Source organism: Agrobacterium sp. CNPSo 2736, assembly GCF_004005385.1.
Classification (GTDB): Bacteria; Pseudomonadota; Alphaproteobacteria; order Rhizobiales; family Rhizobiaceae; genus Agrobacterium; species Agrobacterium leguminum.
In genome coordinates, this window is record NZ_RZTX01000011.1 from 78722 (window position 1) to 103563 (window position 24842).

Genomic DNA, 24842 nt, shown 5'->3' on the forward strand with positions numbered 1-24842 from the left:
GTGCAATGCGCAAGCTCCCGGAGACATTCCATGGCTATGATTGAAAACCGGCGCAAGAAATCGCTGATCGCGCTGTCGATGGTGACGCCGTTCGTTCTGGTCTTCACCACCTTCTTTCTTTATCCGCTGATAGAGATGGTGCGCATCAGCTTCACCGATGCGCCGCTGATCGGTGAGGGAAACTGGATCGGCCTGGAGAATTACGCGAAACTGCTGGGCGACCGCCTGTTCGTCACCTCGCTCAAGAACAACGGCTATTTCGTGCTTTTGACCGTCATACCGACAACGGTCATCGCCCTGATGATCGCGCTGGCCGTCAGCCGCCTCTCGGGCGTGAAGCAGACGATTGCGATGAGCCTGTTTTTCCTGCCCTATGTGCTGCCGGTTTCGGTCGTCACCGAAATCTGGGCCTGGATGCTCGATCTGCAGTTCGGCATTCTCCAGCCGGTGATTTCGCTGATTGCCGGCAAACCCGTCGCCGTTTTCAAGAACCCCTACTGGGTCATGCCGATGGTTGCCGTCGTCACCATCTGGTGGACGAACGGCTTCAACGTGCTGCTCTTCATTGCCGGATTGCGGAACATACCGGCCGAGCTTTATGAGGCGGCGGCTCTGGATGGCGCGACAACCTGGCAGCGCTTCCGCCGCGTCACCTGGCCGCTTCTGTGGCCGGTCACGGCGCTGGTGCTGACGCTGCAACTGATCCTGCAACTGAAGATATTCGACCAGATCTATCTCTTAAGCGGCGGCGGGCCGTTCAATTCCAGCTTCGTGCTGCTCCTCAAGGTCTATCGCGAGGCCTTTCAGATGAACAATGGCGGTTATGCGTCTGCCGTGGCGACGGTGCTTTTCCTGCTGATCGTCATCGTTTCCGTTTTCCAGTTCCAGCTGCTGCGCATCCGGAGGAATTCATGAGCCCGATGAGAAAACTCGAGAACCTGGTTCTGACGCTGCTGACTTTTTCGGCGGCCCTCGTCTGGATTTTTCCGCTCTACTGGAGCTTCGTCACCTCGCTTCGAGCCGATGAGAACGTTGCCGGCAACATGTCGCTTTTGCCGGACGAGTTTCGCCTCGGCGCTTATTTCAATGCGATATCCAATACCCGGCTGATGACCTGGTATGTGAACTCCATCGGCACGGCCGTCATCGTCACGATCTCGGTGCTGTTCATTTCCATGCTCTGCGCCTATGCGCTGTCGCAGATACGCTTTCCAGGCAGGCGGCTGCTTTATGGCATCGTGCTGGCAAGCTTCATGGTGCCGGCGCAGACGCTGGTCGTCACCCAGTTCATCCTGATGAAGAACCTCAACCTCATCAACACCTGGGCGGGCATCATCCTGCCGCAGTTGATCACGCCCATCGTCATCATCGTCTACAAGCAGTTTTTCGACAGCGTGCCGAAGGAGATGCGCGAAGCGGTGGTGCTGGATGGCGGCGGCGAATATACGATCCTGTTCCGGGTCTATCTGCCGCTCAACTGGGGCATCACGACGGCCATGGCGATCGTGACCTTCATTACGGTATGGAACGCCTTCTTCTGGCCCTTCCTCGTGGTCACCTCCGAAAACATGATGACGATCCCGGTCGGCATCACCCAGGTCAACGACGCTTTCGGTGTCGCCTATGCGCGGCTGATGGCCGTCGCCATGCTGGCGGCCCTGCCGGTCATCATCGCCTATGTCATCTTCCAGCGGCGCGTGACGGAGGCCATCATGATTTCGTCGGGTGTTAAGGGCTGAGATGCTCCTCAGATGACGTGGGCATTGTGCAGGGCGGTCAGTACCTCGTTCTTGAGGTTTGCGAGCTGTGGCGCCCTCCGGTCGCGCGGGCGCGGTACGTCCACCTCTATCCGCTGCTGGATACGGCCGTCATGGGCGCCCATCATGTAAATCCGGTCGCCGAGATAGAGCGCTTCGTCGATATCGTGGGTGACGAGCAGGAAGGAGATGCCGCGCTGTTCGACGAGCTTCAGCACCAGATCCTGCAATTTCATCCGTGTAAAAGCATCGACCGCGCTGAAGGGTTCATCGAGGAGCAGAATGCGCGGCTCGGTATAGAGCGCCCTTGCGATTGCCACACGTTGCGCCATGCCGCCCGAAAGGGCTTTCGGCAGCGCCCCGCCATGGCCGCTTAAACCCACATCGTCGATCAGCTTCTCCACGCGCCCGACATCATATTTCCTCCCCGCCGCATAACCGATGTTTTCGGCAACCGTCAGCCAGGGCATCAGGCGGGGTTCCTGAAAGACGAAGGCGATGGGCGGTGAGTTGGATGTCTGCTCCTCGTCCTGCTGAACCCTGACCGCGCCTGAAAAACGTCGGTCGAGGCCGGCGGCGATGCGCAGCAATGTGCTCTTGCCGCAGCCGCTGGGGCCGAGAAGAACCGCCGCTTCGCCATCGCCCAGCGTGAGCTGGATATCCTGAAGGATCACCGTGTCGCCGAAAGCCTTTTCGCGCACATCGACATTGAGCAAACTCATCGCAGGCGTCCTTCCTGCTGAAGCGGATAGGTGTCGCGCCAGCGCAGGCAGCGGTCTTCGACGATCTTGAAGAGGCTGTCGGAAATCTTGCCCAGTACCGCAAGGCAGATGATGGCGATCATAACGAGATCGGGCCGGGAAAGCTCCCGCCCGTCGGACAGCATGTAGCCGATACCTTCCGAGGCGGCCAGAAGCTCGGCCGCAACGACGCTCAGCCAGGCGAGTGACAGCCCGTAACGCAGGCCCGTGAAGAGATGCGGCAACGAGGCGGGAATGAAAATCCGCCACACCAGCACGGGCAGCGGCTGGCGATACATCTCGCCCACCTCCACCAGCTTGCGGTCGACATTTCGGATGCCGGAAAAGAGGTTGAGATAGACCGGGAAAAACGCGCTTTTGGCGATCAGCACGATTTTCGAGGTTTCGCCGATGCCGAACCAGATCATCAGCAGCGGCACCCATGCAAGGCTCGGGACCGCCCGCAGCGCCTGAAACGTCGGCTCGAGATAACGTTCGGCGGCAATCACCAGACCGACGAGCGAACCGACGACGATGGCGAGCAGGGAGCCGATGACGAAGCCGACGAAGACGCGCGCGGTACTGGCCGCAACATTCGTCCACAGGGGACCTTCCGCAAGCCGCAGGAACGTATCGTAAAGTTCGGAAGGCGGCGGCAGCACATAGGGGCTGACCCAGCCGAGGCGGACGAAAAGCTCAAGCAGCAGCAGCGACCCGACGGGCACGATTGCGCCGCGCAGGTCGAAACGGCCAAGGAAATTCCCCACCCTCTGCACAAGCGGCAATCGGGAAGGGAATTGTCCCGCAGTCTGTTTCACGCGCTGGAATTCGCGCGGATGGGAATTCATGCGCCAAGCGCCTTTTTCGCCGGTGCCGGGTCGCTCAGGGAGGAGAGGACATTGTCGACATTGACGCCGGGGCGCAGGACGTCGTCACCCAGAAGCGGCGTGACGATGCGGATCGAGTTCAGCAATTCCTCACCCGGAACGGGATTATTCCAGTCGCGCTTCTCGATTGTCAGCCTGGTGATCTTGGGATCGTTGCCGGTGACCTGCGTGACGAAATCGATGAATTCGCCCTTGTTTTCACGAATCCACTTCTGCGTCTGCACCCAGACGCCGAGAAGTCTGTCGACCGCTTTCGGGTACTTCGCCAGAAACTCCTCGGAGACGCTGAAGACGCTGCCGTCGCGCCAGCTGCGCTCGTCGAAAATCGCGCGGTCGCCGGCAAGCTCGGCCTGGGATGTATGTGGATCGATGCCGACCCAGGCATCCACCTGACCCTGCTGAAGCGCGTTGAACCCTTCCGGATGCTGCAGGTTCACGACCTTCAGGTCGTCGATGGACAGCTTGTTCTGGTCAAGCGCGCGGACGAGGGTGAAATAGGGCGCGGTGCCCTTGGTGACCGCAATGGTCTTGCCCTTGAGATCGGCGACGGTTTTGATGGGCGAATCCGGGCGCACCTGAATGATGGAAGAACCGCCCCAGCTCGCCACATAGATCACCTTCAGCGGCACGCCATTGGCGCGGGCGAGAAAGGCGGAAAGGGCGGCCGAGCCGGCAAAATCCGTCGAACCGACCTTCAGGAATTCGAGCGAATTGTTGCTGCCGCGGGATTGCACCCAGGTGATCTTCGTGCCGACATCCTTGAAAGCCTCCTCAAGCCAGCCCTTGTTCTTTATCAGCAGCGTATGGGAGGAGTAAAATCCCCAGTCCAGCTTCAGCTCGGCAGGAAATTCCGGGGAACTCTGGGCCAGCGCCTTGCCCGTGGCAAGCGGTGCGGCAAGAGCGCCGGCAATGCCGAATTTGAGGATCTGGCGGCGGGAATGTTCAGTCTTCATATTAATTCACCTAATTTATGTATTTTATGTATTTAAAGGGTATGGGCGGGTGTTTTTAAGGTCAATCCGCCCTTCTGGAACCTCATGCCAAACTTTGCGAGCCGCGTGGAAAATCTCCCTACCGGGAGCGCAATCGGCGCGACGGCGCTTTATTCAGGTGAAAAAACGATTGGCCGGTCGTTGCAGGCCGAGATGGTCGCGCAATGTCGGCCCCTCATAGTCCTTGCGGAATAGCCCGCGCCTTTGCAGTTCCGGCACCACCTGCGTCGTGAAGTCGTCGAGGCCGGCCGGCAGGAAAGGGAAGGTGACGTTGAAACCATCCGAACCCTCCTCATGGAGCCATTGCTCCATCTCGTCGGCGATGGTCTTTGGCGTGCCGACAAAGGCAAGACCCGCATAACCGCCCAGTCGCTGGGCAAGCTGGCGCACCGTCAGGCCCTCGCTTCGGGCAAGCTCGATCACCCTTTCACGGCTGGATTTGCTGGCGTTCGTTTCCGGAATATCAGGCAGGGGACCATCGGGATCGAAGCCGGAAACACCGTGGCCGAGCGCAATCGAGAGCGAGGCGATTGCGCTGTCATAATGGACAAGGCTGTCGAGTTTGGCGCGTTTGGCCTTCGCCTCTTCCACGCTGTCGCCGACGAGAACGAAAGCGCCCGGTAGGATGACAATTCCGTCGCGCGAACGGCCCGCCGCGACAGTCCTGTCCTTGACGTCCTTATAAAAAGCCTTGCCCGCCGCAAGCGTGGGTGTTGCGGCAAAAACCACCTCTGCCGTCTCGGCGGCAAGCTGGCGTCCCGGTTCGGACGCTCCGGCCTGCACGATGACGGGCCAACCCTGCACCGGGCGCGCGATGTTGAGCGGTCCGCGCACGGAAAATTCGGGTCCCTTGTGATCCAGCACATGCATCTTTTCGGGATCGAAGAACAGCCCGCTATCGACATCCCGGATAAAGGCGTCGTCGGAAAAGGAGTCCCAGAGGCCGGTGACGACATCGTAAAATTCCCGCGCGCGGCCATAGCGCTCGGCATGGTCAGGCTGTTGTTCGCGGCCGAAATTCCGGGCGGCGTCGGGATTTGACGTGGTGACGATGTTCCAGCCGGCGCGACCGTTGCTGAGGTGATCGAGCGAGGCGAAACGCCGGGCGACGTGATAGGGCTCATCGAATGTGGTGGAGGCGGTGGCGACCAGCCCGATGCGGGAGGTGACGGCGGCGAGTGCCGAAAGCAAAGTGAAGGGCTCGAAGGAGGTGACGGTGTGGCTGCGGCGCAGCGCCTCCGTGGGCATGTTCAGCACCGCCAGATGATCGGCCATGAAGAATGCGTCGAACTTCGCAGCCTCGAGCTGCTGTGCGAAGCGCGCCAGATGGGCGAAATTGAAATTCGCATCCGGGAAGGCGCCCGGATAACGCCATGCACCCGTATGGAGACTGACGGGCCGCATGAAGGCGCCGAGATGCAGTTTGCGATCATTTGCCATTGGGCTTCACTTTCGTCGATGTTTTGGCTTGCGCGGCGCGTTGCGGAGGGCCTCAGCCGCAGGCAGGCCTTTGCTCGTCGCGACGATATCCCCGCCGGGGGATTGGCGCGGCAAAGACTATTCCGATTATGATTTCCGAACCGAAAGATTTTTGCTGAAATTCTGCATCTGGCGATGATCCCGTGGCGGCAGCCGCTCGGTCATCTTTGAAGTGCAACGGCGGAGTGGCCGCGGCAAGACAGCTGACGGCGGATGCTTCGCTGTCAAGCCTCCATAAGAAAATATATAAAATTCAATATATTAAATATTTTTTCTGATGTGATTTATCAGACTTAATCAATTATCCGGCACCATCGCTTCCGGAGCCGGTGCGGGTGGACTATATCCGAAACCGCACCGGAGGCATCCTACGCGGGCCTAAACCGCCAGCAGTTTCTCGTTGCCGATACGGGTGGTTTCGACGGCGCCCTCGGTTTCGATCCGCTTGCCGGTGGCCGGATCGAAGAAATGAAGGTGGGCGGCGGGGAGATCGAGGTGGATGCGCTGGCCGGGTTTTACCGAGAGGTCCTCACCGATGGCGGCGGAGAAGGTCTCGCCGGCGATATCGGCATGGACGATGCGGCCCGATCCGAGTTCCTCGACGAAATCCACGACTGCAGGCACGCCGGCGCCATCCGTGCTGACCACGCACTGTTCCGGGCGGATGCCCACCGTCACATCGCGGCCGCGCAGTTCCAGCGCGGTTTCGGGGAAGAGCTTTACGGGCGTGCCATGCAGCATCACGGCGGGGGATTCCACCTCCACCCTTGTCGTGAACAGGTTCATTGCCGGCGAGCCGATGAAGGATGCCACGAAGGTGCTGGCCGGGCGGTGATAGATATCCAGCGGGTGGCCGACCTGCTCGACATTGCCCCTGTTCATCACCACCAGCCGGTCGGCCAGCGTCATGGCCTCCACCTGATCGTGGGTGACGAAGATGGAGGTGGCGGAAAGGCGCTGGTGCAGCTTGCGGATTTCCGCGCGCATGGTCACGCGCAGCTTGGCGTCGAGGTTGGAGAGCGGCTCGTCGAAAAGAAACACCGCAGGTTCGCGGATGATGGCGCGGGCCATGGCGACGCGCTGGCGCTGGCCGCCGGAAAGGGCCGCGGGCTTGCGCTCCAGATAATCGGAAAGGCCGACTATCTTTGCGGTTTCCTCGATGCGGCGCTGGCGTTCGGCCTTGGGAACGCCTGCCACCTTCAGCGCATAGCCGATATTGCCGGCCACCGACATATGCGGGTAAAGCGCATAGTTCTGGAACACCATGGCGCAGCCGCGCTCGCGCGGTTCCAGTGTGTTGACCACCCGTCCGCCAATGGCGATCTCTCCGGAGGTGATGTCCTCCAGACCGGCGATCATGCGCAGAAGCGTGGATTTGCCACAGCCCGACGGGCCGAGGATGACGACGAATTCGCCTGAGTCGAAAGTGAGGTCCACGCCGTGCAGGGTGGGCGTCTTGCCATAGGATTTGCGGACCTGACGGATATCGATCTGAGCCATGATGGGAAAACCTTGTTGTTGAAAGCCGCGCTGTTACTTGTCGGACGAGACGAGGCCGCGGACGAACCAGCGTTGCAGGAAGGCCACGACGAGAAGCGGCGGCAGGATGATGATGAGCGAACCGGCCAGCGTGACGTTCCAGTCCGGCGTGCCGTCATCGGCGGGCAAAAGCGCGCGCAGCGACATCATCACTGTCTTGTAGGACGGGTCGGTGACCATCAGCAGCGGCCACAGATACTGGTTCCAGGCATAAACGAACATGATGGTGGTGAGTGCCAGCATGTTGGTGCGCGACAGCGGCAGCAGCATGTCCACGAAGAAACGCGCCGCGCCCGAACCGTCCATGCGCGCGGCCTCCGCCAGCTCGTCCGGGATCGTCATGAAGAACTGCCGGTAGAGAAAGGTGCCGGTGGCGGTGGCGATCAGCGGCAGGGTGAGGCCGGCATAGGAGTTCAGCAGGTTCCATTCCAGCGTGACCTCAATGCCGAACAGGCCGAGGATGGAGCGGAACGGCTGGAAAAGATCGGCTGCGACCGAATAGGTCGGCACCACGCGCACTTCGAGCGGCAGCATCAGGGTGATGAACACCGTCCAGAAGAACAGGTGTCTGAGCGGCGAGCGGAAGAACACGATGGCGAAGGCGGTGAAAGCCGAAAGCGCCACCTTGCCGATGGTCACCAGCGTCGCCATGATCACGCTGTTGAGGAGGGCGTTGCCGAGATTGGCGCGTTGCCAGGCGGCCTGCGCATTGGTGAAGAATTCGCCCTGCGGCATGAAGTTGAAGGGGACGCTGTTGACCTGCTGGACCGACTGGCTGGCGCCGGAAATGACGACGATGAAGGGACCGATGAGCAGGAAGAAGCCGGCCACCATGATCGCATAGGTCAGGGCGTCGGCATAGGGTGTGCGCTGGATCATCGCCGCCTCACTTGTAATGGACTTGCCGCTCGACGAAGCGGAACTGGATGAAGGTGAAGACCATGATGAGGCCGATGAGGACGAGGCTCTGCGCCGAGGCGCCGGAATAGTTCAGCCCCTCGAAGGCCTCGCTGACGATGCGGTAGACCATCACTTCGGTGGCGTGGTTTGGGCCGCCCTCCGTGGTGGAGGCGACGATGCCGAACGTGTCGGCGCCGACGAAACCTTCGGTCATCATGATGACGGTGAGGAAGAACAGGGTCGGCGCCAGCAGCGGCACCTGAATGTCGATGGCGCGGCGAATGGGCCCGGAACCGTCCATGGCGGCCGCCTCCGTCAGTGAACGCGGCACGGATTGCAGGCCGGCGAACAGGAAGATGAAGGTGTAGCCCGCCCATTTCCAGATGAAGATGACGATGACGAGGATGAGCGCGTGCTCGCCGTATTTGGCCGGGTTCCAGATATCGGGCCACCAAGAATTCAGCGATGCGGCGATGCCGCGTTCCGGCGACAGGATGAAGCGGAAGGCCATGCCGGCGGCAGGACCGGCAATCGCATAGGGCAGGATATAAAGCACCCGGAAAAAGCCCGAGCCCGGAAGCTGGCGATCGACTGCAAGGGCGAGCACAAGGCCGATGAGGATCGCGAAAAACGGCCCGGCGATCGCAAAGATCAGGCTGGTGAGGATCGACTGCCAATAAAGCGGATCGCCGAAGGTTTCGATGAAATTGGCTAAACCGACGAATTCCGCCTGGCCGCCGAAAGGCGGCTCCAGCGTGAATGCCCAGTTCAGCACCGCCGCAACCGGCCAATAGAAGAACAGAAGGATAAGCAGGAACTGCGGCAGGGCGAAGAGCACAGGCAGCCATGTGCTTTTGAAGACGGTACGCTTTTCCATTGGAGTCCGGCAGGGTTCGAGATTTCGGCGGGCCTGCCCGAACGGCTGTCCGGACAGGCCTTTGACGGCGATGGAAGCGCGCTTAGTTCAGCTTGGCGCCTTCATAGGTCTTTTCGAAGCGGCGCAGGCCGGTATTGGCGCGCTCGACGGCCTTGTCGAGTTCAGCCTGGATATCGGCGTTCTGCATGAAGATGGCTTCGAGCGAGGTGGCGACTTCCTTGCGGATCTGCGTGAAACCGCCGAGGCGGATACCCCGGGTATATTCGGAAGGCGGCGTAAACGTCAGGCTCTCGATGGCCTTTTCGCGGCCCTTATAGGGGGCCTTGTCGTAAAAACCATTGGCCTTCATGGCGTCGAAGCCGGTCTTGGTGACCGGAATGTAACCGGTGACCGTCGACCACCACTCAACCATGTCAGGCTGGGCGATGAAGTTCAGGAATGCGGCAGCGCCCTTGTATTCAGCTTCCGGACGACCGGCGAGAACCCACAGCGAAGCGCCGCCCACCAGCGAGTTGTGACGCTCGGTGCCCTTCCAGATCGGCAGCATGGCGACGTCCCACTTCACACCTTCCGGCATGGACTTGCCGACGGTGCCGTGGTTGGCGATGGAGGTCATGAACATCTGGCAGGTCTGCGAGGTGAAGGCAGGCAGGATGTCCATGCCGAGCTGCTTGGTCTTGACGACGAACAGCTTCTCGTCCTGCATCTTCTTGAAGAATTTCACCTGGTCGACGAACTTGGTCTTGTTGATCGTCAGTTCCGCGTCGAGGCCCTGATAACCGTTGGCCTTGGTGGCGATCGGCTGGTTGTGGATGGCGGAGAACTGCTCCATCAGCATCCATGTGTCGAAGTTGAAGGCGAGCGGGCATTCGAAACCGGCGGCTTTCAGCTTCTTCGAAGCTTCTTCGACCTGTTCCCATGTGTCGGGCTTGAAGGTGATGCCGGCTTTTTCGAAAGCGTCGACATTGTAATAGAACATCGCGGTCGAAGAATTATAGGGGAAGGAGTTCAGCTCGCCCGAAGCCGTGGCGTAATAATTGGCGATGCCGGGGAAATAATTGTTCCAGTCGATCTTGTAGCCATTGTCGGCCATCAGCTTCTTGGCGGGAACGAAAGCCTTGGACAGCATCATGTCCAGCGTGCCGGCGTCATAAATCTGGGTGATGGCGGGCTGCTTCTTGGCGCGATAGGCGGCAATGGTGTTCTGCAGGGTGGATTCGTAATCGTTCTGCGAGGTGCAGACGATCTCGAATTCGGCCTGGGAGTCGTTGAACTTCTTGCAGGTTTCCTGAACGCGGTCGCCGAGATCGCCGGAAAGACCGTACCAGAATTCGAACTTGGTCTTTTCTGCCTGGGCAGCCGTGGCGCCGAAGGCGGCGGCAATGGCGACGCCGGCCACGAAGGAAGTCAGAGCGGAAGATTTCATGAGTTGAGCCCCGTTGATGGAATGATGGCCTGCTCGGCAAGGACCTCATGTCCCCGGCACGTAGCCACGGGCTCTGCTAACAGCCGTCTTTGACGGATGGCTTACAGTTTGTTGAACGTTTTATGATGACTGGCCGCGCAGACCTTTCTGCGCGGCGAAAAAAGTGCGACAAATGCGGAAAATCGGAATTTAATCTTGTTTATCAAGTGCTTCCTGTTCCCGGCTTGCATCGCTACTTGCTGCTGAACAGCTTTCGCCAATCAACCGCGACGTGCAGCCTCGATGGCGGCAACGTCGATTTTCTTCATGTCCATCATCGCGTCGAAGGCGCGTTTGGCCTCCGCGCCGCCGGCGGCCATGGCTTCCATCAGCACGCGCGGCGTGATCTGCCAGGAGACGCCCCATTTGTCCTTGCACCAGCCGCAGGCGCTTTCTTCGCCGCCATTGCCGACGATGGCGTTCCAGTAACGGTCGGTTTCTTCCTGGTCTTCGGTCGATATCTGGAACGAGAAAGCCTCGCTCTGCTTGAAGACCGGCCCGCCATTGAGGCCGATGCAGGAAACGCCTGCCACGGTGAACTGCACCGTCAGCACGTCTCCCTTCTTGCCGGAGGGATAGTCGCTCGGCGCATGGTGAACGCCGGTTACCGCGCTATCTGGAAAGGTTTCGGCATAAAATCTGGCCGCAGCCTCGGCATCCTTGTCGTACCAGATACAGATCGTGTTCTTTTTCATTTGTGTGTTCCTCCCAAATTGAAATCGTCGTCATGCCGACGCGGAAATTCGCCGGCCATTGCCGGTTCCCCATTCGGTATAGAATGCGACCATGCGCCGAACGTTCCCAAAAAACGGCAGCGAGGGAACACCGGCAGGCAACACATTGCCACGCTATCTGCAACTTCAGATGACGAACATCAACTTTATCCTTAAATATTATTTAATAATGTAATCATAATATTCACGAATGATTTTGAATAGAAATCATCCCTTTTCATCGGAGAAACGCGCGTGAGTATTCTTGATCGTGGTGCCAATGCTTTCGCGGTTCTCGCCGCGCTTTCCAAATCCCAGGCCATCATTGAATTCGACCTTTCGGGCAAGATTCTCACCGCCAACGAGAATTTCTGCCGGGCGCTCGGTTACGAGCTTTCGGAAATCGTCGGCAGGCACCACAGCATGTTCGTGGAACCTGCGGTCGTGTCCTCGCAGGATTACAAGGCCTTCTGGTCCAAGCTTTCGGCCGGCCAGTTCGATCAGCGGCAATATAAGCGCATCGGCAAGGGCGGCCGGGAAGTCTGGATCGAGGCGTCCTACAATCCGGTGTTTCGTCGCGGCAAGCCGGTGAAGGTGGTCAAGATCGCCACCGATATTACCGACCGCAAGCTGAAGGCGGCGGAAGATGCGGGCAAGATCGATGCGCTCTCGCGGGCGCAGGCCATCATCGAATTCTCCCCGAACGGCGAGGTTTTGACGGCAAACGAGAATTTTCTGGCGGCGCTCGGTTATTCGCTGGCGGAGGTGCAGGGCAGGCATCATTCCATGTTCTGCGAACCGGCCTATACGCAGTCGCCGCAATACAAGCAGTTCTGGGAAAGGCTGGCCGGCGGCGATCTCGTGGCGGACGAGTTCATGCGGCTTGGCAAGGGCGGCCGCAAGGTCTTCATTCAGGCGTCCTATAACCCGATCTTCGATCTCAACGGCAAGGTGTTCAAGGTCGTCAAATTCGCGACCGACGTGACCGGCCGCGTCGAAAACGTCGAAAAGCTGGCGCAGTGCCTCACCGATCTGGCCGAGGGCGATCTTGCCCAGAGCATCGACAAACCCTTCATCCCCTCGCTTGAAAGATTGCGCACGGATTTCAACGCGGCTTCGGAAAAGCTGAAAAGGGCCATGACGCTGGTGTCTGAAAATGCCGGCGCCATTTCGTCCGGTTCCAACGAGATCAGGTCCGCTGCCGACGATCTCGCCAGACGCACGGAGCAGCAGGCCGCCTCCATCGAGGAAACGGCAGCCGCGCTCGAAGAAATCACCACAGCCGTCAACGATTCGAGCCGCCGCGCCGAAGAGGCCGGCAAGATCGTCGCCCGTGCCCGCGACCATGCGGAACATTCGGGCCAGGTGGTGCGCGATGCGATCGGCGCCATGGACCAGATCGAAAAATCATCGCGCGAGATTTCCAACATTATCGGCGTGATCGACGAAATCGCCTTCCAGACCAATCTTCTGGCATTGAATGCAGGCGTGGAAGCCGCCCGCGCGGGTGAGGCGGGCAAGGGTTTTGCCGTGGTTGCACAGGAAGTTCGTGAACTCGCGCAGCGTTCCGCAACGGCCGCCAAGGAAATCAAGAGCCTGATCAATGCCTCCGGCGCGCAGGTGGAAAACGGCGTCGGTCTCGTCACCAGGGCGGGTTCGGCCCTGCAGGAGATCGCCGAGCAGGTGCGGGATATCAACACCAATGTCGTTGCGATTGTCGATGCGGCGCGCGAACAGTCCACGGCGCTCGCGGAAATCAATCAGGCGGTCAACACTGTCGATCAGGGCACCCAGCAGAACGCCGCCATGGTCGAGGAGCAGACCGCCGCAAGCCACAGCCTTGCGCGGGAAGCGGCGGCCCTGTTCGAACTTCTGGGGCAATTCCGGTTCGAGGACGCTCCGCGCTCCTCCGCCGCTGCGCGCAGCGGCTTCGAGCAGCAATCCGCGCCGGTGAGCTCGCATCGCAGCGCATCCCGCCCGCCTGCGGCGCGCGGTTCCGCCGCGGTTGCCGTCAAGCATGAGGAATGGCAGGACTTTTAGAGTGAGGCCTCGGTTGCTTTGAAGCCGGTGGTGAGCCCACATTCTCTCATCATCGGCCCTGTGCCACTGTCGTCCGGTTTAAATTCCGGACGGTCCGCAGCACCCATTAAAGTCAGCCGCTGAGTATCAACATTCTCTCGGCGTCATCCTCGGCCCTGTGCCGAGGATCTAATCACGTTTAATAAAATCAATACGTTGCAGATCCTCGGGGCAGGCCCGAGGATGACGTCGGCGTGATTGGCTCGACTTGCCTTCCCATCCGATCACGCCAGTCCATTCGATGTTCGATACGTGATGACAAGCCGGAAAGCTGGGCATATCTTCCGGATTGGCCGATAATCGGCACATCGCGTCTGGAATTTTCGGGGACTTTCGCTTGGCAGGGATATCGACAAGCCGCATGGCTCTTGCCCTGTGTCTGCTGACCGCAGCCTTCGGCGCGGCGCAAGCCGAAGAACCCGCCGGGGAAAAAGCCGCCTGCGCCTATACCCATGCCGTCGCGCCGGACCTGTGCATCAATGCCGGCAGTTACAATAACGATCTTTGCCATGCCATTGAGGTTCTCGCCGCCCGCCATGCCGTTCCGCCGGATTATTTCGCCCGGCTGATCTGGCGGGAAAGCCTGTTTCGGCCCAATGCGGTCAGTCCGAAGGGGGCGGAGGGCATTGCCCAGTTCATGCCGGGAACGGCGCGGTTGCGCGGTCTCGAAGACAGTTTCAACATCATCGCCGCGCTTGAGGCGTCTTCCCGATATCTTTCCGAATTGAACGTGCAGTTCGGCAATTTCGGCCTTGCCGCCGCAGCTTACAATGCGGGGGAGGCGGGCTTGCGAAACTTCATCGCCAACGGCCGCCTGCCCACCGAAACCCGCGATTATGTGTTCGCGATCACCGGTTATCCGGTGGAGACATGGAAGGACAATCCGCCGGAAAAGGCGGCGCCGGCGCTGGATGACAACCGTTCCTTCCTCGATGCCTGCGTGCGTCTCGCCGACACCCGCACCATGAACGATCCCGTTCTCATTGCATCGGCCGACTGGGCGCCCTGGGGCGTGCAGCTTGCGGCGCATTATAATCCGGCCGTGGCGAACCGGCTTTTCACCCGGGCGATCCTGCAGCTTTCGGAGCCGCTGAATGCCGAGCGGGCTTTGATCGTGCGGCAGCGGGGCGGGAATTTCGGTTCGCGGCCGCGTTATGCAGCCCGCATCGGCCGGGAAACCAGAGCCGAAGCCAATGCGCTTTGTGGCGATATCCGGCGGGCGGGCGTTCCCTGCACCGTGTTCCGCAACAGGTAAAAACGGCACGTGCCGAACCGGTAAATCGTCCTTTCGCGACAGGGCTGATCATAACAAGTTGATCGGCTTTGCGGCCGTTCGATCTTTCCGTGCAAAATGATCGTGCCTAGATTTGCCCCGGATGCCGGCCGAGAACCGGGGCCGGCGAGGTTTTGTAGGGAATGATCTGGAAATGAGATGGCTTGAAAGAGGATGTCTGGCGGCCGTGCTGGTCGTCGTTGCGGCGTGCACCAGCGCCGGCGAGACGGAGATTTCCCGCACAGTCGCAGGTTTCGTGGGGCAACCGCGTGAGGCCGCAATCGCCCGACTCGGCCGCCCGAACAAGGTCATCATCGAAAACGGCGAAACCGAATCCTACTGGCTGAAAGTAGACAGGGAGATTTATGCCGGCCTCAGCAACAGGCGCGAAGTCAAGACCGTCGACGGGCAGGCGCAGGTCTCGGAAACCGAGGGCATGAAGATCAAGGAACATCGCCGCGACTGCATCGTCAAGATAACGGCGGATGCCGCCTCCATCGTCAGGACGAGCGAGATCATCGGCAATCCGGCCAATTGCGAAAACCTTCTCGACCGGCAGGCCTCCTGAGGAACCGCTGTCGCGGCCGTTCCGATTGCCGAAGCCTCAAAGCTCCATCTTGATGGTCAGCATATATTCGGTGCCCTTCGCCCGGTCACGCGTGCGGGAGACTTCAAGCGTGACCTTGTCCAGCTTGTGCCCAAGGGTTTCCTTGATCGTTCCTCCCGGCGTATCCTCGCGCCGGAACGAGGTGTCGCCGTAACCGACGCCGATTTTGCGGGTAATGGCGTTTTCCGTGTAGGTTCTTCCGAACATGGCGGAAGCCTGGCCGCTGCGCACCGTCGTTTCGAAGCCGCGGGATTCGATGTCGCGATAGGCCGAGGCGGCAATCGAATTGTCCGAGCTGCTATAGCTGCCGCCGGCGCTTATTCTGGCGAGCCGATGGCCGTCATGCTCCAGGGAAAAATTGCCGTCGGCCGAAGGTCCGAAACGACCGCCATTCATGGCGTCCTTATAGGTGAAGCGGAAGCGGCCGCTGCGTGCGTCCACCTGATAATTATAGGAGGCGTCGCCGCTGCGGATCTGGATGCCCGGCGCCGGTTCGCTGCCGAGAATCGGCGAAACCTTGTCCGCGAACTGGAACAGGGGTTTGGTGACCTCTTCGAATTCCGACTTCGACAATGGCAGCGGCTTGCCATCCGGGTCGAACTTCCCGACCGCCAGGCACGGGCGCTGGTTGATGATGCTCTTCAGGGCAAAGACCGTGCAATTGTCGCTTGTCGTGCCGGCAATCGCGGCGTGGACGGAATTGCGCAGGGTGTAACTGCCGCAGCAGGAAAAGGCTTCGTTGTCGAGGCTCGCATCGCGCGTATAGCCGGTAAAGACAATGCCGCTCGCCCCGTTGGTAAGGCCTGCATTGGCGAAATGCGGCCCGCTCTGCAGTGGAAACAGTTTTAGCCGGCTCTGGTCAGCGAGCGTTTTCGGGTTGGAAGGCGATGGAAGCGGCATTCTTCTTCTCTCCTGAACACGGGAACGGTGCGCTTTTTTACCATCGTAAATTGAAGCCGCAACCCTTAACTGTACCCCGTGAGTTATGCCGTTTCTGTGGATGAGAGCGACCGCTGTTGTTACTGTGAGCCTGTGCGCATATGTTGGAATACTCAATCTTGATTTCCGGGCACGGCGGACAGGCGCATAATGACCTCCCAGTTGGATTTTTTCGCACCCGCGGCAGCGCGGCTTCCGCAGGCTGAAAGAGGGCGAAAAGCGGGCGGTCGCGAAGCGACCCAGAAGACCGGTACGGACGATGAGGCCCTTGCCGCCTATCTTCAATCCACCGGCAATTATCGTGTCCTGCGCCGCCTGCAGCCGCGCGCGGTCGTTGATCGGCCAAGGCCGGAATTTTCCCGCCAGGGTGTGATCCTCGATACGGAAACGACGGGCCTCGACCATCGCACGAACGAGATCATCGAAATCGGCGTCATCACCTTCACATTCGATGATAACGGCACAATCGGCGATGTCACCGGCATCTATGGCGGGTTGCGGCAGCCGGGTATCGCCATTCCCGAAGAGATCACCCGCCTGACCGGTATTACCGACGAGATGGTCGCGGGACAGTCGATAGACATGGACCGGCTGACCTCCCTCATTGCCCATGCCGATCTGATCATCGCCCACAATGCCGGTTTCGACCGCCCCTTTTGCGAGGCCTTCTCGCCGATCTTCCGCGATAAGGCGTGGGCCTGCTCCGTTTCGGAAATAGACTGGCGCACGCGTGGTTTCGAGGGCAACAAGCTCGGTTATCTGATCGGGCAATCCGGCTATTTCCACGATGGTCATCGCGCGGTGGACGATTGTTTCGCCCTGCTGGAAGTGCTGGAGCAGACGCGCCCCGGCCAGGGCAGTACGCCCTTTGCCGAACTCCATGACGCGAGCCGGCGCTCAAGGGTGCGCCTCTATGCGGAAAACAGCCCGTTCGATATGAAGGATCACCTGAAAAAGCGGGGCTATCGCTGGTCGGACGGTTCCGATGGCCGGCCGAAATCCTGGTGGGTGGAACTGCCGGAGGAAAAGCTCGAAGAGGAACTGCATTTCCTGCGGACCGAAATCTACCGCTGGGACGCCGATCCCACGGTCAAATATCTCACCGCTTTCGACCGGTTCAAGGCCGGGTGAAGCGCGGGGCATTCCGGGTTCGCGGATTGCATACAATTTCTGCAATGAATCGAAAACAATCGCTGTAAAATTGGGCAGGTCCGCGCAAGGGTCTCCAAGGCGCAGAAAAATATCGTTTTACATCAATGGCTAGGCCGGTTGGCACGCCTCCTGCATGACAAAGACGTCGCAGGAGAGTGTTTATGAGCAAAGCCGCAGCAATCGACATCGCGTCCGTATCCAAGATTTACGGCAACACCACCGCCGTGCATGCGATAAGCCTCAAGATTCCGGCCGGGAGCTATTGCTGCCTGCTTGGCCCGTCGGGCTGCGGCAAGACCTCGACATTGCGGATGATTGCCGGCCACGAAAGCATCTCCAGCGGCGATGTCCGGCTGGGCAATACAGTCGTCACCGATCTGCCGCCCGCCCGGCGCGGCACGGCGATGATGTTCCAGTCCTATGCGCTGTTTCCGCATCTCGATCTCGTCGACAATGTCGCTTTCAGCCTCAAGATGAAGGGTGTGGACAAGGAAACCCGCCGGGCGAAGGCGCTCGAAATGTTGCGGCTGATGCAGCTCGAACCCTATGCCAGCCGCCGGCCGGCCCAGCTTTCCGGCGGTCAGCAGCAGCGCGTGGCGCTGGCGCGTGCGCTGATTACCGATCCCGAGGCGCTGCTGCTGGACGAGCCGCTTTCGGCGCTCGACCCGTTCCTCAAGATCCGCATGCGCGCAGAATTGAAGAAGCTGCAGACCTCGCTTGGCATCACCTTCGTCCACGTCACCCACAGCCAGGAAGAGGCCATGGCGCTGGCCGATATCATCGTCGTCATGAATGACGGCCGCATCGAACAGGCAGCCACGCCGCGCGAGGTGTTCGAGCGCCCGGCCACCGCCTTCGTTGCCCGCTTCATGGGCGACCACAATGTCATTTCCGGGCGTTACCGGGAAAAAACGGACGATCTCGTCACGCTCGAAGTGGCGGGCGGCGGCATTTTCACGGCAAGTGGCGTCGCCCCGGATGACGGCGCGGTCGATATCGCCGTGCGCACCGACCGGGTGCGCGTCGGTGAAGCAGACCAGCCGGGCCTCGGTTTCACCGGCATCGTCTCGAATGTCGAATATCGCGGCGCAAGCGTGAAGATCGCCGTAACCGGCGCGGGCATCGAGGATTTCAACGTCATCCTCAGCGATGCCGCCTTCTTCGAAAATCCGGTCAGGACCGGAGACGCCATACCGCTTTCATGGAATGCGGCCGATGCCATCGTGCTCGGCCGGGTAGAGAAGTGACCCCAAAAATAACCAGAGGAGAACTTTGAAATGACCGATACCACCAGCAGCAAAAAGGGCCTGTCCCGCCGCGGCCTCCTGAAGGCGGGCGCTGCCGCCACGGGTGCGGCGATCGGCTCCGGCCTCATCACCGGCTTCCCGACCATCTGGGCGCAGAACCCGATCACCATCCGCCAGTTCGGCACGGGTGTATCGAACCTCAACGCCATTGCCGAAAAGTGCAAGGCCGATCTCGGCATCACGCTCGAAATGACGGCGACGGATTCGGATGCCGCCGCCCAGCGCGCCGTCACCCAGCCGAATTCCTACGATATCGCCGATATCGAATACTGGATCCTGAAGAAGGTCTATCCGGCCGGCGTCATCCAGCCGATGGAAATCAAGAAGCTCAAATATTACGACAAGATCGTGCCGCTGTTCAAAAACGGCAAGCTGAAGCCGGACAGCGTCGTGGCGCAGGGCACGGCCCCGCACACGGTCGGTTTCGTCGAAAAGCCCGGCGACAAGAAGTTCGCCAAGGGCGAGACCGATTATTTCACCATGGTCCCGACCATCTATAACGCCGACACCCTCGGCATCCGCCCCGATCTCGTCGGCCGCGATATCACCAGCTGGGCCGATATCATGGACCCGAAGTTCAAGGGCAAGACCTCCATTCTCAACATCCCCTCCATCGGCATCATGGATGCGGCGATGATCATGGAAGCCATGGGCAACATCAAATATGCCGACAAGGGCAACATGACCAAGGAGGAGATCGACAAGACCATCGACTTCCTCATCAAGGCGAAGAAGGACGGCCAGTTCCGCGCCTTCTGGAAGAGCTTCGACGAAAGCGTCAACCTCATGGCCTCGGGCGAAGTCATCATCCAGTCCATGTGGTCGCCCGCCGTTGCGGCTGTCCGTTCCAAGGGCATCGCCTGCAAATACCAGCCGCTGAAGGAAGGTTATCGCTCCTGGGGCGGCGGTCTCGGGCTTGCCAAGCACCTTTCGGGCGCGAAGCTCGATGCGGCCTATGAATATATCAACTGGTACACCTCGGGCTGGGTCGGCGCTTACCTCAACCGTCAGGGGTATTATTCCGCCGCCATGGAAACGGCCAAGGAGCACATGAGCGCCGACGAGTGGGGCTACTGGGTCGAAGGCAAGCCGGCGCAGGGCGATATCATCGCGCCCGACGGCAAGGTCATGGAAAAGGCCGGCGCGGTGCGCGATGGCGGCTCCTTCGAGGAACGCATGGGCAAGGTCGCGTGCTGGAACTCCGTCATGGATGAAGACCGCTACATGGTCCGCCGCTGGAACGAATTCATCGCGGCCTGATGTCCTGAAAAGACGGCGCCGGCGGTCAATGCCGCCGGTGCCTGCCCATAAACAGCGAAAGGCTTCATGATGGTGACGGTCAGACTCATCGGCGTCAGCGACAAAAAGGACAGGCCGCCCCGCAGCTTCGCGCTGCCGCAAAAGCTCGTCTCCTATGTTCAGGCCGCACCGCTTTTGCTGATCCTCGGCTTTTTCCTGGCTTTGCCGATCCTCATGATCGCCGTCGTCAGCTTCTGGGATTACGATTTCGCCCAGATGTATCCGGATTTCGTGACGTTCAACTATCTGGAAACGCTCGGCTCCTGGGTCACCTGGCAGACCTATCTCAATACCCTGAAATATGCCGCCATGGTCTGGGCGATCACGCTGTTCTGCGGTTTCTGGGTCGCCTATTTCCTCGCCTTCCACATTCGCACCACCACCATGCAGATGGTGCTCTTCCTCGTCTGCACCGTGCCCTTCCTGACGTCGAACATCATCCGCATGATTTCCTGGATTCCGGTGCTTGGGCGAAACGGCCTCGTCAACAGCGCGCTGGTCGGCACCGGCATCATTCCCGAGCCTATCGAATGGCTGCTTTATTCGGATTTCGCCGTGGTGCTCGCCATGGTGCATCTTTATACGCTGTTCATGGTCACGCCCATCTTCAACACGTTGATGCGCATCGACAAATCGCTGATCGAGGCGGCGCGTGACGCCGGCGCGACGGGCTGGCAGACGCTCAGTAACGTCATCATTCCGCTTGCCAAGCCCGGCATGGCGATTGGCAGCATCTTCGTCGTCACGCTGGTCATGGCCGATTTCTCCACCGTTCAGGTCATGTCCGGCGGCCAGAGCGCCTCGGTGGCGCTGATGATGAAGAACCAGATGTCGCTGCTGCAATATCCGGCCGCCGCTGCGAACGCCGTCATCCTGCTCATCCTCGTTCTTCTGATGGTCGCGGGCATCCTGCGCATCGTCGATATCCGCAAGGAGCTTTGATCCCATGCATCAGGAAAAACGCGGCCGCGAATTCTATATCCTCGCATTCTTTTTCGCCCTCTTCGTGCTGTTTCTTTACGGTCCGCTGTCGGCCATCCTCATCCTCGCCTTCCAGGGGCCGAATGGTGGCCTGACTTTCCCGCTGAACGGCGTTTCGCTGCACTGGTTCGGCAATCTCTTCGAACAGCAGGCCGTCGGCGATTTCGGCGGCTCCTTCCGCCGCTCCTTCGCGCTTGGCCTGATGGTCATGGCCGTTACCGTGCTGGTCTCGCTGCTGGCGGGCCTTGCCTTCCGGCGCAAATTCATCGGTGCGACGCCGTTGTTCTATCTGTCGGTCGCAAGCCTCGTGGTGCCGTCGATCATCATTTCGCTCGGCATCGGCGTTCTGTTCCAGCAGCTCGGGCTGGAACCGTCATGGTATACCTCCGCCTTCGGCGCGCATCTCACCTGGACGCTGCCCTTCGGCGTGCTCATCATGCTGGCCGTCTTCAACCGTTTTTCGCCGTCCTATGAGGAAGCGGCCCGCGATCTCGGCGCATCCTCCTGGCAGACCTTCGCCCATGTGGTGCTGCCGATGATCGCGCCGAGCCTGATCGGCGTCGGCCTCTTCGGCTTCACGCTTTCTTATGACGAGTTCGCCCGTACATTGATGACGTCAGGCACCTACAACACGCTGCCGCTGGAAATCTACGGCATGACCACCAATGTCACGACGCCGGTGCTTTATGCGCTCGGTGCTGTTACAACCCTGTTTTCCTTCCTGGTGATCGCGGCCACGCTCGGCCTGATCGTCACGCTCAACCGCCGCCATTCACGCGGATAAAGAAACGTAAAATGCGCATTCTCGTCATCAATCCCAACACCACGCAATCCATGACCGCGACCATTGCCGACGCCGCGACGCGGATAGCCGGCCGCGATACGGACATACTGGCCGTAACCTCGTCCATGGGGCCTGTCTCCATCGAAGGTTATTACGACGAGGTTTTCGCCGTGCCCGGCCTGCTGCTGGAGCTGGCAAAGGCGCCCGCGCTTGGCGCCGGCGCGGCGATCATCGCCTGTTTCGACGATACCGGGCTCGATGCGGCCCGCGCTCTGGCCGATATTCCGGTTATCGGCATCTGCGAGGCGGCGGTCTCCGCCACCGCCTTCATCGCCCAGAAATTCACCATCGTCACGACGATGGAACGCTCGCGGCTGCCGCTGGAACATCTCGTCCATCGTTATGGCATGTCCGCCCGCTGCAATGTGCGCGCCGCCGATATTCCGGTTCTGTCGCTGGAAGATCCCGCCTCGAACGCTCGTGAAAGGCTGCGCGCGGAAATCTCGCTGGCCCTGAAAGAGGACAGGGCGGAAGCGATCGTGCTTGGTTGCGCCGGCATGGCGGATCTTGCTGCCGAACTGCGCGATGAGTTCGGCGTCCCGGTTGTCGATGGCGTCGCGGCGGCCGTCAAGCAGGCGGAATCGCTGGTGTCCATGGGGTTGTCCACCGCCAAGCGCGGTGCCTATGCCACGCCGCTCGCCAAGCCCTATCGCGGATTGCTGGAGCCATTCCAGCCGGACAGGCTCTCCGGGGCATCGGCAGACGGCGGCGACGGTCTCACCGCCTCCGCCCATAAAACGACGAAGGCGAGCTGATAGGCCAGATCGCGCCGGACGTTCTGCAATGCCAGATCGCTCAGAACTATTCTGGATCCGTTTCTTTTCAGGATGTTCAACCGCTCGGCCCTGGCAAGGATGGCCGTGACATGGGCGCGGCTGACCCCATAGGCGCGCGCCGTCGCCTTGCGGGAGAAGACGCAACCCGTCGCATCGCACGCATCTGTCTTCGCGGCGGATAGCAGGTCCAGCAGGATGGGGAAACCCGGCGCATGCCCAAGGAACATCCGCATTTCCTCTGAGAGAAAAGGTAGATCCTGCGCGTGCCGCAGAAACCAGCTCACACCGTCGATAAGGGCGTCCGTTCCGATTGCTCCCTTCGCAGGCGCCGGGAGGGTTTCCCACGGCGAGGCCGCGAGGCGATAGGTGCTGGCAAGCGTCTCGATTGCCGAAATAATCCACCCGTTTAGCGACCACGGCCGCTCGCGGTTATCGCCGCCGGGCGGGTGACGCTGCGCGGTATTTTCCAGTTCCAGCCAGTCGATCAACGCGCGTGTCCTGCGGCTGGATGCCCAGCCGGGTGGAACGACGACTGCCTGAACCGCCGCCAGCGTAAATTGCCCGCCATGGACCGATGCGATGCCTGCGGCGCACATGACGGTGGCGAATGCGCCGAAGTCTCCGAGCGCGCGGACGAGGCGCTGCTCCTGTTTGAAGGCGGTCGATATGTGGGTGCAAAGATAGGCGACAGCATCACCAAAGGCATCGTCATTCAGGATTCGGTTCGCAAGTATGTCCAGCCTCTCTCGAAGCATGTCCGGTCGAGGCCGGACGAAGTCCCTGTTCGGGTGTGTCTTTGAAGCTGGGGCGCCTGCTTTTCCGGATACCTTTCTCCCTTGGTTTTTTGCTCATCGCTACTTTATGGCGAATTCGAAAACGTGAGTTCTGTTGGCTGACGACGGCCGTGCAGGGCAGTCGTGACGGCCAAAAAGTTCCGCTCCGGAAGATGCGTGCATTTTGTTGCACTCCCCCGAAGCTCTGTTGAGCGGTATTAAAAAATACTCTCATAAATTGAATGTTAAGGGGCGCGTAAAAATGTGTTCCCTTTTGAGACGGTTTGCGAGAGTAACGCTGATAATGGCTTTATATACTGTTTTTATTGCATAATTTAATAAAGTGTCGGATGCGGAATCTTCCGTTCATTTGCCCTGAATGCAATCTTTGATGGTTGTTTTTTAGGTCTTGACGACGTCGCAGACGATGCGTCCGAAACCACCCGATATCCGAATGTTACTGCCATGTCTCTGGCACGGTCGGCAGCGATGCCGGGCGGCGCATGGAGCCCGTCATGCCTTTTATTCATCCCCAATTCTCCAGAGGAGGTTGAAATGATACAACTTAAACACGTTGTTTTTGCCGGCCTTGCGGCCTTCGCAATGCAATTCGATATCCCGTCCATGGGCCAGCCGGCCCTTGCGAACGCGGCCACCCTCACCGCCGAGCAGACGGCGGCTTTCCAGTCGAAGCTGGAGCAGGCGGAAGCGAGCCGCGAGCTGCTCGGCCGCCGATCCGTGTGCCTGATGGAACATCTGACGGCGCAACAGCAGCTCAGCGCCGACCGCGAGGCGGCGCTGGGGCAGGCCTTGTCCCTGCAGATCGAGCTGGAGCGGCAGGTGGCGCAATCCGAAGCCAGCGTGAAAGGTTATGAGGAGCAGGTCCGGTCTGAGAGCGAGTATGTCAAAACGCGCTATGCCGCTTTCGAAAAAGCCCGAAGGGAAATGGAGGAGCAGGCTAAAAGAGTAAAAATCTGCAGCCAGGTGCTGATCTTCCTGCCCGGGATCTGCCAGGCCGGTGATGCCGCGGTCAAGGCGCTGGGCTGGATGAACAATGCGGAGCGGGAACTCCGTACCGCGCAGCCCCGGTTGCGCAGTGCAGAAGAAGCCCTTGCGGGCGTTCACAAACAGTTGGAAGACAATCGCCGCCAGCTTGAGTCAGCGCGGCAGAGCCGCGCGGAAAACCAGAATGCCGTGAATCAGCTCGAAGAGCAGATCATCAAGCTCAAGGCGGCGATTTCCACCATTAACGTCAAGGTTCAGGACTTCAACATCCAGGTCGGCACCTTCAGCAATGCCCTCCAGGACGCGCGTGAAGTCAATCCCGACGATGCGCAGATACGCCAGGTGACGCGGCTGTCTGAGGAAATCGCGGGTCTGACCAATAGCGTACCGCAATTCATTTCCTCCACCGAAGCTGACCTGCCGGACGAGGCGAAGCGTCGATGCTCGCCCTGAGTAGT

24 protein-coding genes are annotated in these 24842 nt (G+C 60.0%); 12 read left to right on the forward strand and 12 right to left on the reverse strand.

What is annotated here, in order from left to right; genetic code table 11:
* Positions 1-30 precede the first annotated feature (30 nt).
* On the forward strand, positions 31-915 hold the full coding sequence (locus EM858_RS17990) for a sugar ABC transporter permease (protein WP_164865472.1): 885 nt from the start codon (positions 31-33) through the stop codon (positions 913-915).
* On the forward strand, positions 912-1739 hold the full coding sequence (locus tag EM858_RS17995) for a carbohydrate ABC transporter permease (RefSeq protein ID WP_127757518.1): 828 nt from the start codon (positions 912-914) through the stop codon (positions 1737-1739). Before EM858_RS17990 ends, EM858_RS17995 begins: the two co-directional genes overlap by 4 nt.
* A gap of 8 nt (positions 1740-1747) precedes the next feature.
* On the opposite strand, the gene EM858_RS18000 is transcribed toward EM858_RS17995, so the two are convergent.
* From EM858_RS18000 to EM858_RS18040, 9 genes are all read right to left on the reverse strand, one after another.
* Positions 1748-2479 carry an ABC transporter ATP-binding protein gene (locus EM858_RS18000; RefSeq protein ID WP_127757519.1) on the reverse strand — a complete coding sequence of 244 codons (732 nt, stop codon included), beginning with the start codon at positions 2477-2479 and terminating at the stop codon, positions 1748-1750.
* A complete protein-coding gene (locus tag EM858_RS18005) occupies positions 2476-3345 on the reverse strand; it encodes an ABC transporter permease (protein ID WP_127757520.1) in 870 nt (289 codons plus the stop codon). The genes EM858_RS18000 and EM858_RS18005 overlap by 4 nt, the downstream gene beginning before the upstream one ends.
* Positions 3342-4337 (reverse strand): aliphatic sulfonate ABC transporter substrate-binding protein, encoded by a 996-nt coding sequence (locus tag EM858_RS18010; RefSeq protein ID WP_127757521.1) that lies wholly within the window; start codon positions 4335-4337, stop codon positions 3342-3344. The genes EM858_RS18005 and EM858_RS18010 overlap by 4 nt, the downstream gene beginning before the upstream one ends.
* Positions 4338-4490: 153 nt before the next feature.
* Entirely contained in the window at positions 4491-5816 is a 1326-nt protein-coding gene (locus tag EM858_RS18015; protein ID WP_127757522.1) for an LLM class flavin-dependent oxidoreductase, read from the reverse strand.
* A 417-nt stretch (positions 5817-6233) separates the two neighbouring features.
* On the reverse strand, positions 6234-7355 hold the full coding sequence (locus EM858_RS18020; RefSeq protein WP_127757523.1) for a sn-glycerol-3-phosphate import ATP-binding protein UgpC: 1122 nt from the start codon (positions 7353-7355) through the stop codon (positions 6234-6236).
* A gap of 33 nt (positions 7356-7388) precedes the next feature.
* Positions 7389-8273: an ABC transporter permease subunit gene (locus EM858_RS18025; RefSeq protein WP_080820847.1), complete on the reverse strand. Its 885-nt coding sequence runs from the start codon at positions 8271-8273 to the stop codon at positions 7389-7391.
* 7 nt (positions 8274-8280) lie between these two features.
* Positions 8281-9171, reverse strand: a complete 891-nt coding sequence (locus EM858_RS18030; RefSeq protein WP_004432873.1) for a sugar ABC transporter permease — start codon at positions 9169-9171, stop codon at positions 8281-8283.
* Positions 9172-9253: 82 nt separating this feature from the next.
* Complete coding sequence (locus tag EM858_RS18035; RefSeq protein WP_127757524.1) at positions 9254-10597, reverse strand: extracellular solute-binding protein; 1344 nt, start codon at positions 10595-10597, stop codon at positions 9254-9256.
* Positions 10598-10857: 260 nt separating this feature from the next.
* Entirely contained in the window at positions 10858-11331 is a 474-nt protein-coding gene (locus EM858_RS18040) for a VOC family protein (protein WP_080820850.1), read from the reverse strand.
* Between the two features lie 273 nt (positions 11332-11604).
* Between EM858_RS18040 and EM858_RS18045 the strand changes: the two genes are divergently transcribed.
* Complete coding sequence (locus EM858_RS18045; protein ID WP_127757525.1) at positions 11605-13389, forward strand: PAS domain-containing methyl-accepting chemotaxis protein; 1785 nt, start codon at positions 11605-11607, stop codon at positions 13387-13389.
* A 168-nt stretch (positions 13390-13557) separates the two neighbouring features.
* On the opposite strand, the gene EM858_RS18050 is transcribed toward EM858_RS18045, so the two are convergent.
* Complete coding sequence (locus EM858_RS18050; protein WP_127757526.1) at positions 13558-13791, reverse strand: hypothetical protein; 234 nt, start codon at positions 13789-13791, stop codon at positions 13558-13560.
* Between EM858_RS18050 and EM858_RS18055 the strand changes: the two genes are divergently transcribed.
* Positions 13790-14683 carry a lytic transglycosylase domain-containing protein gene (locus EM858_RS18055; protein ID WP_127757527.1) on the forward strand — a complete coding sequence of 298 codons (894 nt, stop codon included), beginning with the start codon at positions 13790-13792 and terminating at the stop codon, positions 14681-14683. The two genes, EM858_RS18050 and EM858_RS18055, sit on opposite strands and share 2 nt — an antisense overlap.
* Positions 14684-14855: 172 nt before the next feature.
* Positions 14856-15269: a hypothetical protein gene (locus EM858_RS18060; protein WP_080821090.1), complete on the forward strand. Its 414-nt coding sequence runs from the start codon at positions 14856-14858 to the stop codon at positions 15267-15269.
* A gap of 36 nt (positions 15270-15305) precedes the next feature.
* Here EM858_RS18060 and EM858_RS18065 read toward each other — a convergent pair whose 3' ends face one another.
* Positions 15306-16208 carry a hypothetical protein gene (locus tag EM858_RS18065; protein ID WP_080820853.1) on the reverse strand — a complete coding sequence of 301 codons (903 nt, stop codon included), beginning with the start codon at positions 16206-16208 and terminating at the stop codon, positions 15306-15308.
* 189 nt (positions 16209-16397) lie between these two features.
* On the opposite strand from EM858_RS18065, the gene EM858_RS18070 reads away from it, so the two are divergent.
* The 6 genes from EM858_RS18070 (at position 16398) to EM858_RS18095 (ending at position 22585) form a co-directional block, all read left to right on the forward strand.
* Positions 16398-17378 carry a 3'-5' exonuclease gene (locus tag EM858_RS18070; RefSeq protein ID WP_127757528.1) on the forward strand — a complete coding sequence of 327 codons (981 nt, stop codon included), beginning with the start codon at positions 16398-16400 and terminating at the stop codon, positions 17376-17378.
* Positions 17379-17560: 182 nt separating this feature from the next.
* Positions 17561-18646: an ABC transporter ATP-binding protein gene (locus EM858_RS18075; protein ID WP_080820855.1), complete on the forward strand. Its 1086-nt coding sequence runs from the start codon at positions 17561-17563 to the stop codon at positions 18644-18646.
* Between the two features lie 30 nt (positions 18647-18676).
* The gene (locus EM858_RS18080; RefSeq protein ID WP_080820856.1) at positions 18677-19966 is read left to right on the forward strand and encodes a PotD/PotF family extracellular solute-binding protein; all 1290 of its coding nucleotides are present in this window, start codon (positions 18677-18679) and stop codon (positions 19964-19966) included.
* A 69-nt stretch (positions 19967-20035) separates the two neighbouring features.
* Entirely contained in the window at positions 20036-20947 is a 912-nt protein-coding gene (locus tag EM858_RS18085; protein ID WP_065656055.1) for an ABC transporter permease, read from the forward strand.
* Positions 20948-20951: 4 nt separating this feature from the next.
* Complete coding sequence (locus tag EM858_RS18090; protein WP_004432890.1) at positions 20952-21770, forward strand: ABC transporter permease; 819 nt, start codon at positions 20952-20954, stop codon at positions 21768-21770.
* 11 nt (positions 21771-21781) lie between these two features.
* Positions 21782-22585: an aspartate/glutamate racemase family protein gene (locus tag EM858_RS18095; RefSeq protein ID WP_127757529.1), complete on the forward strand. Its 804-nt coding sequence runs from the start codon at positions 21782-21784 to the stop codon at positions 22583-22585.
* On the opposite strand, the gene EM858_RS18100 is transcribed toward EM858_RS18095, so the two are convergent.
* Positions 22477-23361, reverse strand: coding sequence for a hypothetical protein (locus EM858_RS18100; RefSeq protein WP_127757530.1), 885 nt, complete (start codon positions 23359-23361; stop codon positions 22477-22479). The genes EM858_RS18095 and EM858_RS18100 overlap by 109 nt on opposite strands.
* A 483-nt stretch (positions 23362-23844) precedes the next feature.
* Here EM858_RS18100 and EM858_RS18105 point away from each other — a divergent pair, with 483 nt between their 5' ends.
* Positions 23845-24837 (forward strand): hypothetical protein, encoded by a 993-nt coding sequence (locus EM858_RS18105; RefSeq protein WP_245483024.1) that lies wholly within the window; start codon positions 23845-23847, stop codon positions 24835-24837.
* Positions 24838-24842: the final 5 nt, after the last annotated feature.

Excerpts from the sequence above, each read along its gene's own strand:
- EM858_RS17990 (WP_164865472.1), top strand. The coding sequence starts at position 31 with ATGGCTATGATTGAAAACCGGCGCAAGAAATCGCTGATCGCGCTGTCG.
- EM858_RS17995 (WP_127757518.1), top strand. The coding sequence starts at position 912 with ATGAGCCCGATGAGAAAACTCGAGAACCTGGTTCTGACGCTGCTGACT.
- EM858_RS18000 (WP_127757519.1), bottom strand. The coding sequence starts at position 2,479 with ATGAGTTTGCTCAATGTCGATGTGCGCGAAAAGGCTTTCGGCGACACG.
- EM858_RS18005 (WP_127757520.1), bottom strand. The coding sequence starts at position 3,345 with ATGAATTCCCATCCGCGCGAATTCCAGCGCGTGAAACAGACTGCGGGA.
- EM858_RS18010 (WP_127757521.1), bottom strand. The coding sequence starts at position 4,337 with ATGAAGACTGAACATTCCCGCCGCCAGATCCTCAAATTCGGCATTGCC.
- EM858_RS18015 (WP_127757522.1), bottom strand. The coding sequence starts at position 5,816 with ATGGCAAATGATCGCAAACTGCATCTCGGCGCCTTCATGCGGCCCGTC.
- EM858_RS18020 (WP_127757523.1), bottom strand. The coding sequence starts at position 7,355 with ATGGCTCAGATCGATATCCGTCAGGTCCGCAAATCCTATGGCAAGACG.
- EM858_RS18025 (WP_080820847.1), bottom strand. The coding sequence starts at position 8,273 with ATGATCCAGCGCACACCCTATGCCGACGCCCTGACCTATGCGATCATG.
- EM858_RS18030 (WP_004432873.1), bottom strand. The coding sequence starts at position 9,171 with ATGGAAAAGCGTACCGTCTTCAAAAGCACATGGCTGCCTGTGCTCTTC.
- EM858_RS18035 (WP_127757524.1), bottom strand. The coding sequence starts at position 10,597 with ATGAAATCTTCCGCTCTGACTTCCTTCGTGGCCGGCGTCGCCATTGCC.
- EM858_RS18040 (WP_080820850.1), bottom strand. The coding sequence starts at position 11,331 with ATGAAAAAGAACACGATCTGTATCTGGTACGACAAGGATGCCGAGGCT.
- EM858_RS18055 (WP_127757527.1), top strand. The coding sequence starts at position 13,790 with ATGGCTCTTGCCCTGTGTCTGCTGACCGCAGCCTTCGGCGCGGCGCAA.
- EM858_RS18050 (WP_127757526.1), bottom strand. The coding sequence starts at position 13,791 with ATGCGGCTTGTCGATATCCCTGCCAAGCGAAAGTCCCCGAAAATTCCA.
- EM858_RS18060 (WP_080821090.1), top strand. The coding sequence starts at position 14,856 with ATGAGATGGCTTGAAAGAGGATGTCTGGCGGCCGTGCTGGTCGTCGTT.
- EM858_RS18065 (WP_080820853.1), bottom strand. The coding sequence starts at position 16,208 with ATGCCGCTTCCATCGCCTTCCAACCCGAAAACGCTCGCTGACCAGAGC.
- EM858_RS18070 (WP_127757528.1), top strand. The coding sequence starts at position 16,398 with ATGACCTCCCAGTTGGATTTTTTCGCACCCGCGGCAGCGCGGCTTCCG.
- EM858_RS18075 (WP_080820855.1), top strand. The coding sequence starts at position 17,561 with ATGAGCAAAGCCGCAGCAATCGACATCGCGTCCGTATCCAAGATTTAC.
- EM858_RS18080 (WP_080820856.1), top strand. The coding sequence starts at position 18,677 with ATGACCGATACCACCAGCAGCAAAAAGGGCCTGTCCCGCCGCGGCCTC.
- EM858_RS18085 (WP_065656055.1), top strand. The coding sequence starts at position 20,036 with ATGGTGACGGTCAGACTCATCGGCGTCAGCGACAAAAAGGACAGGCCG.
- EM858_RS18090 (WP_004432890.1), top strand. The coding sequence starts at position 20,952 with ATGCATCAGGAAAAACGCGGCCGCGAATTCTATATCCTCGCATTCTTT.
- EM858_RS18095 (WP_127757529.1), top strand. The coding sequence starts at position 21,782 with ATGCGCATTCTCGTCATCAATCCCAACACCACGCAATCCATGACCGCG.
- EM858_RS18100 (WP_127757530.1), bottom strand. The coding sequence starts at position 23,361 with ATGCTTCGAGAGAGGCTGGACATACTTGCGAACCGAATCCTGAATGAC.
- EM858_RS18105 (WP_245483024.1), top strand. The coding sequence starts at position 23,845 with ATGTCTCTGGCACGGTCGGCAGCGATGCCGGGCGGCGCATGGAGCCCG.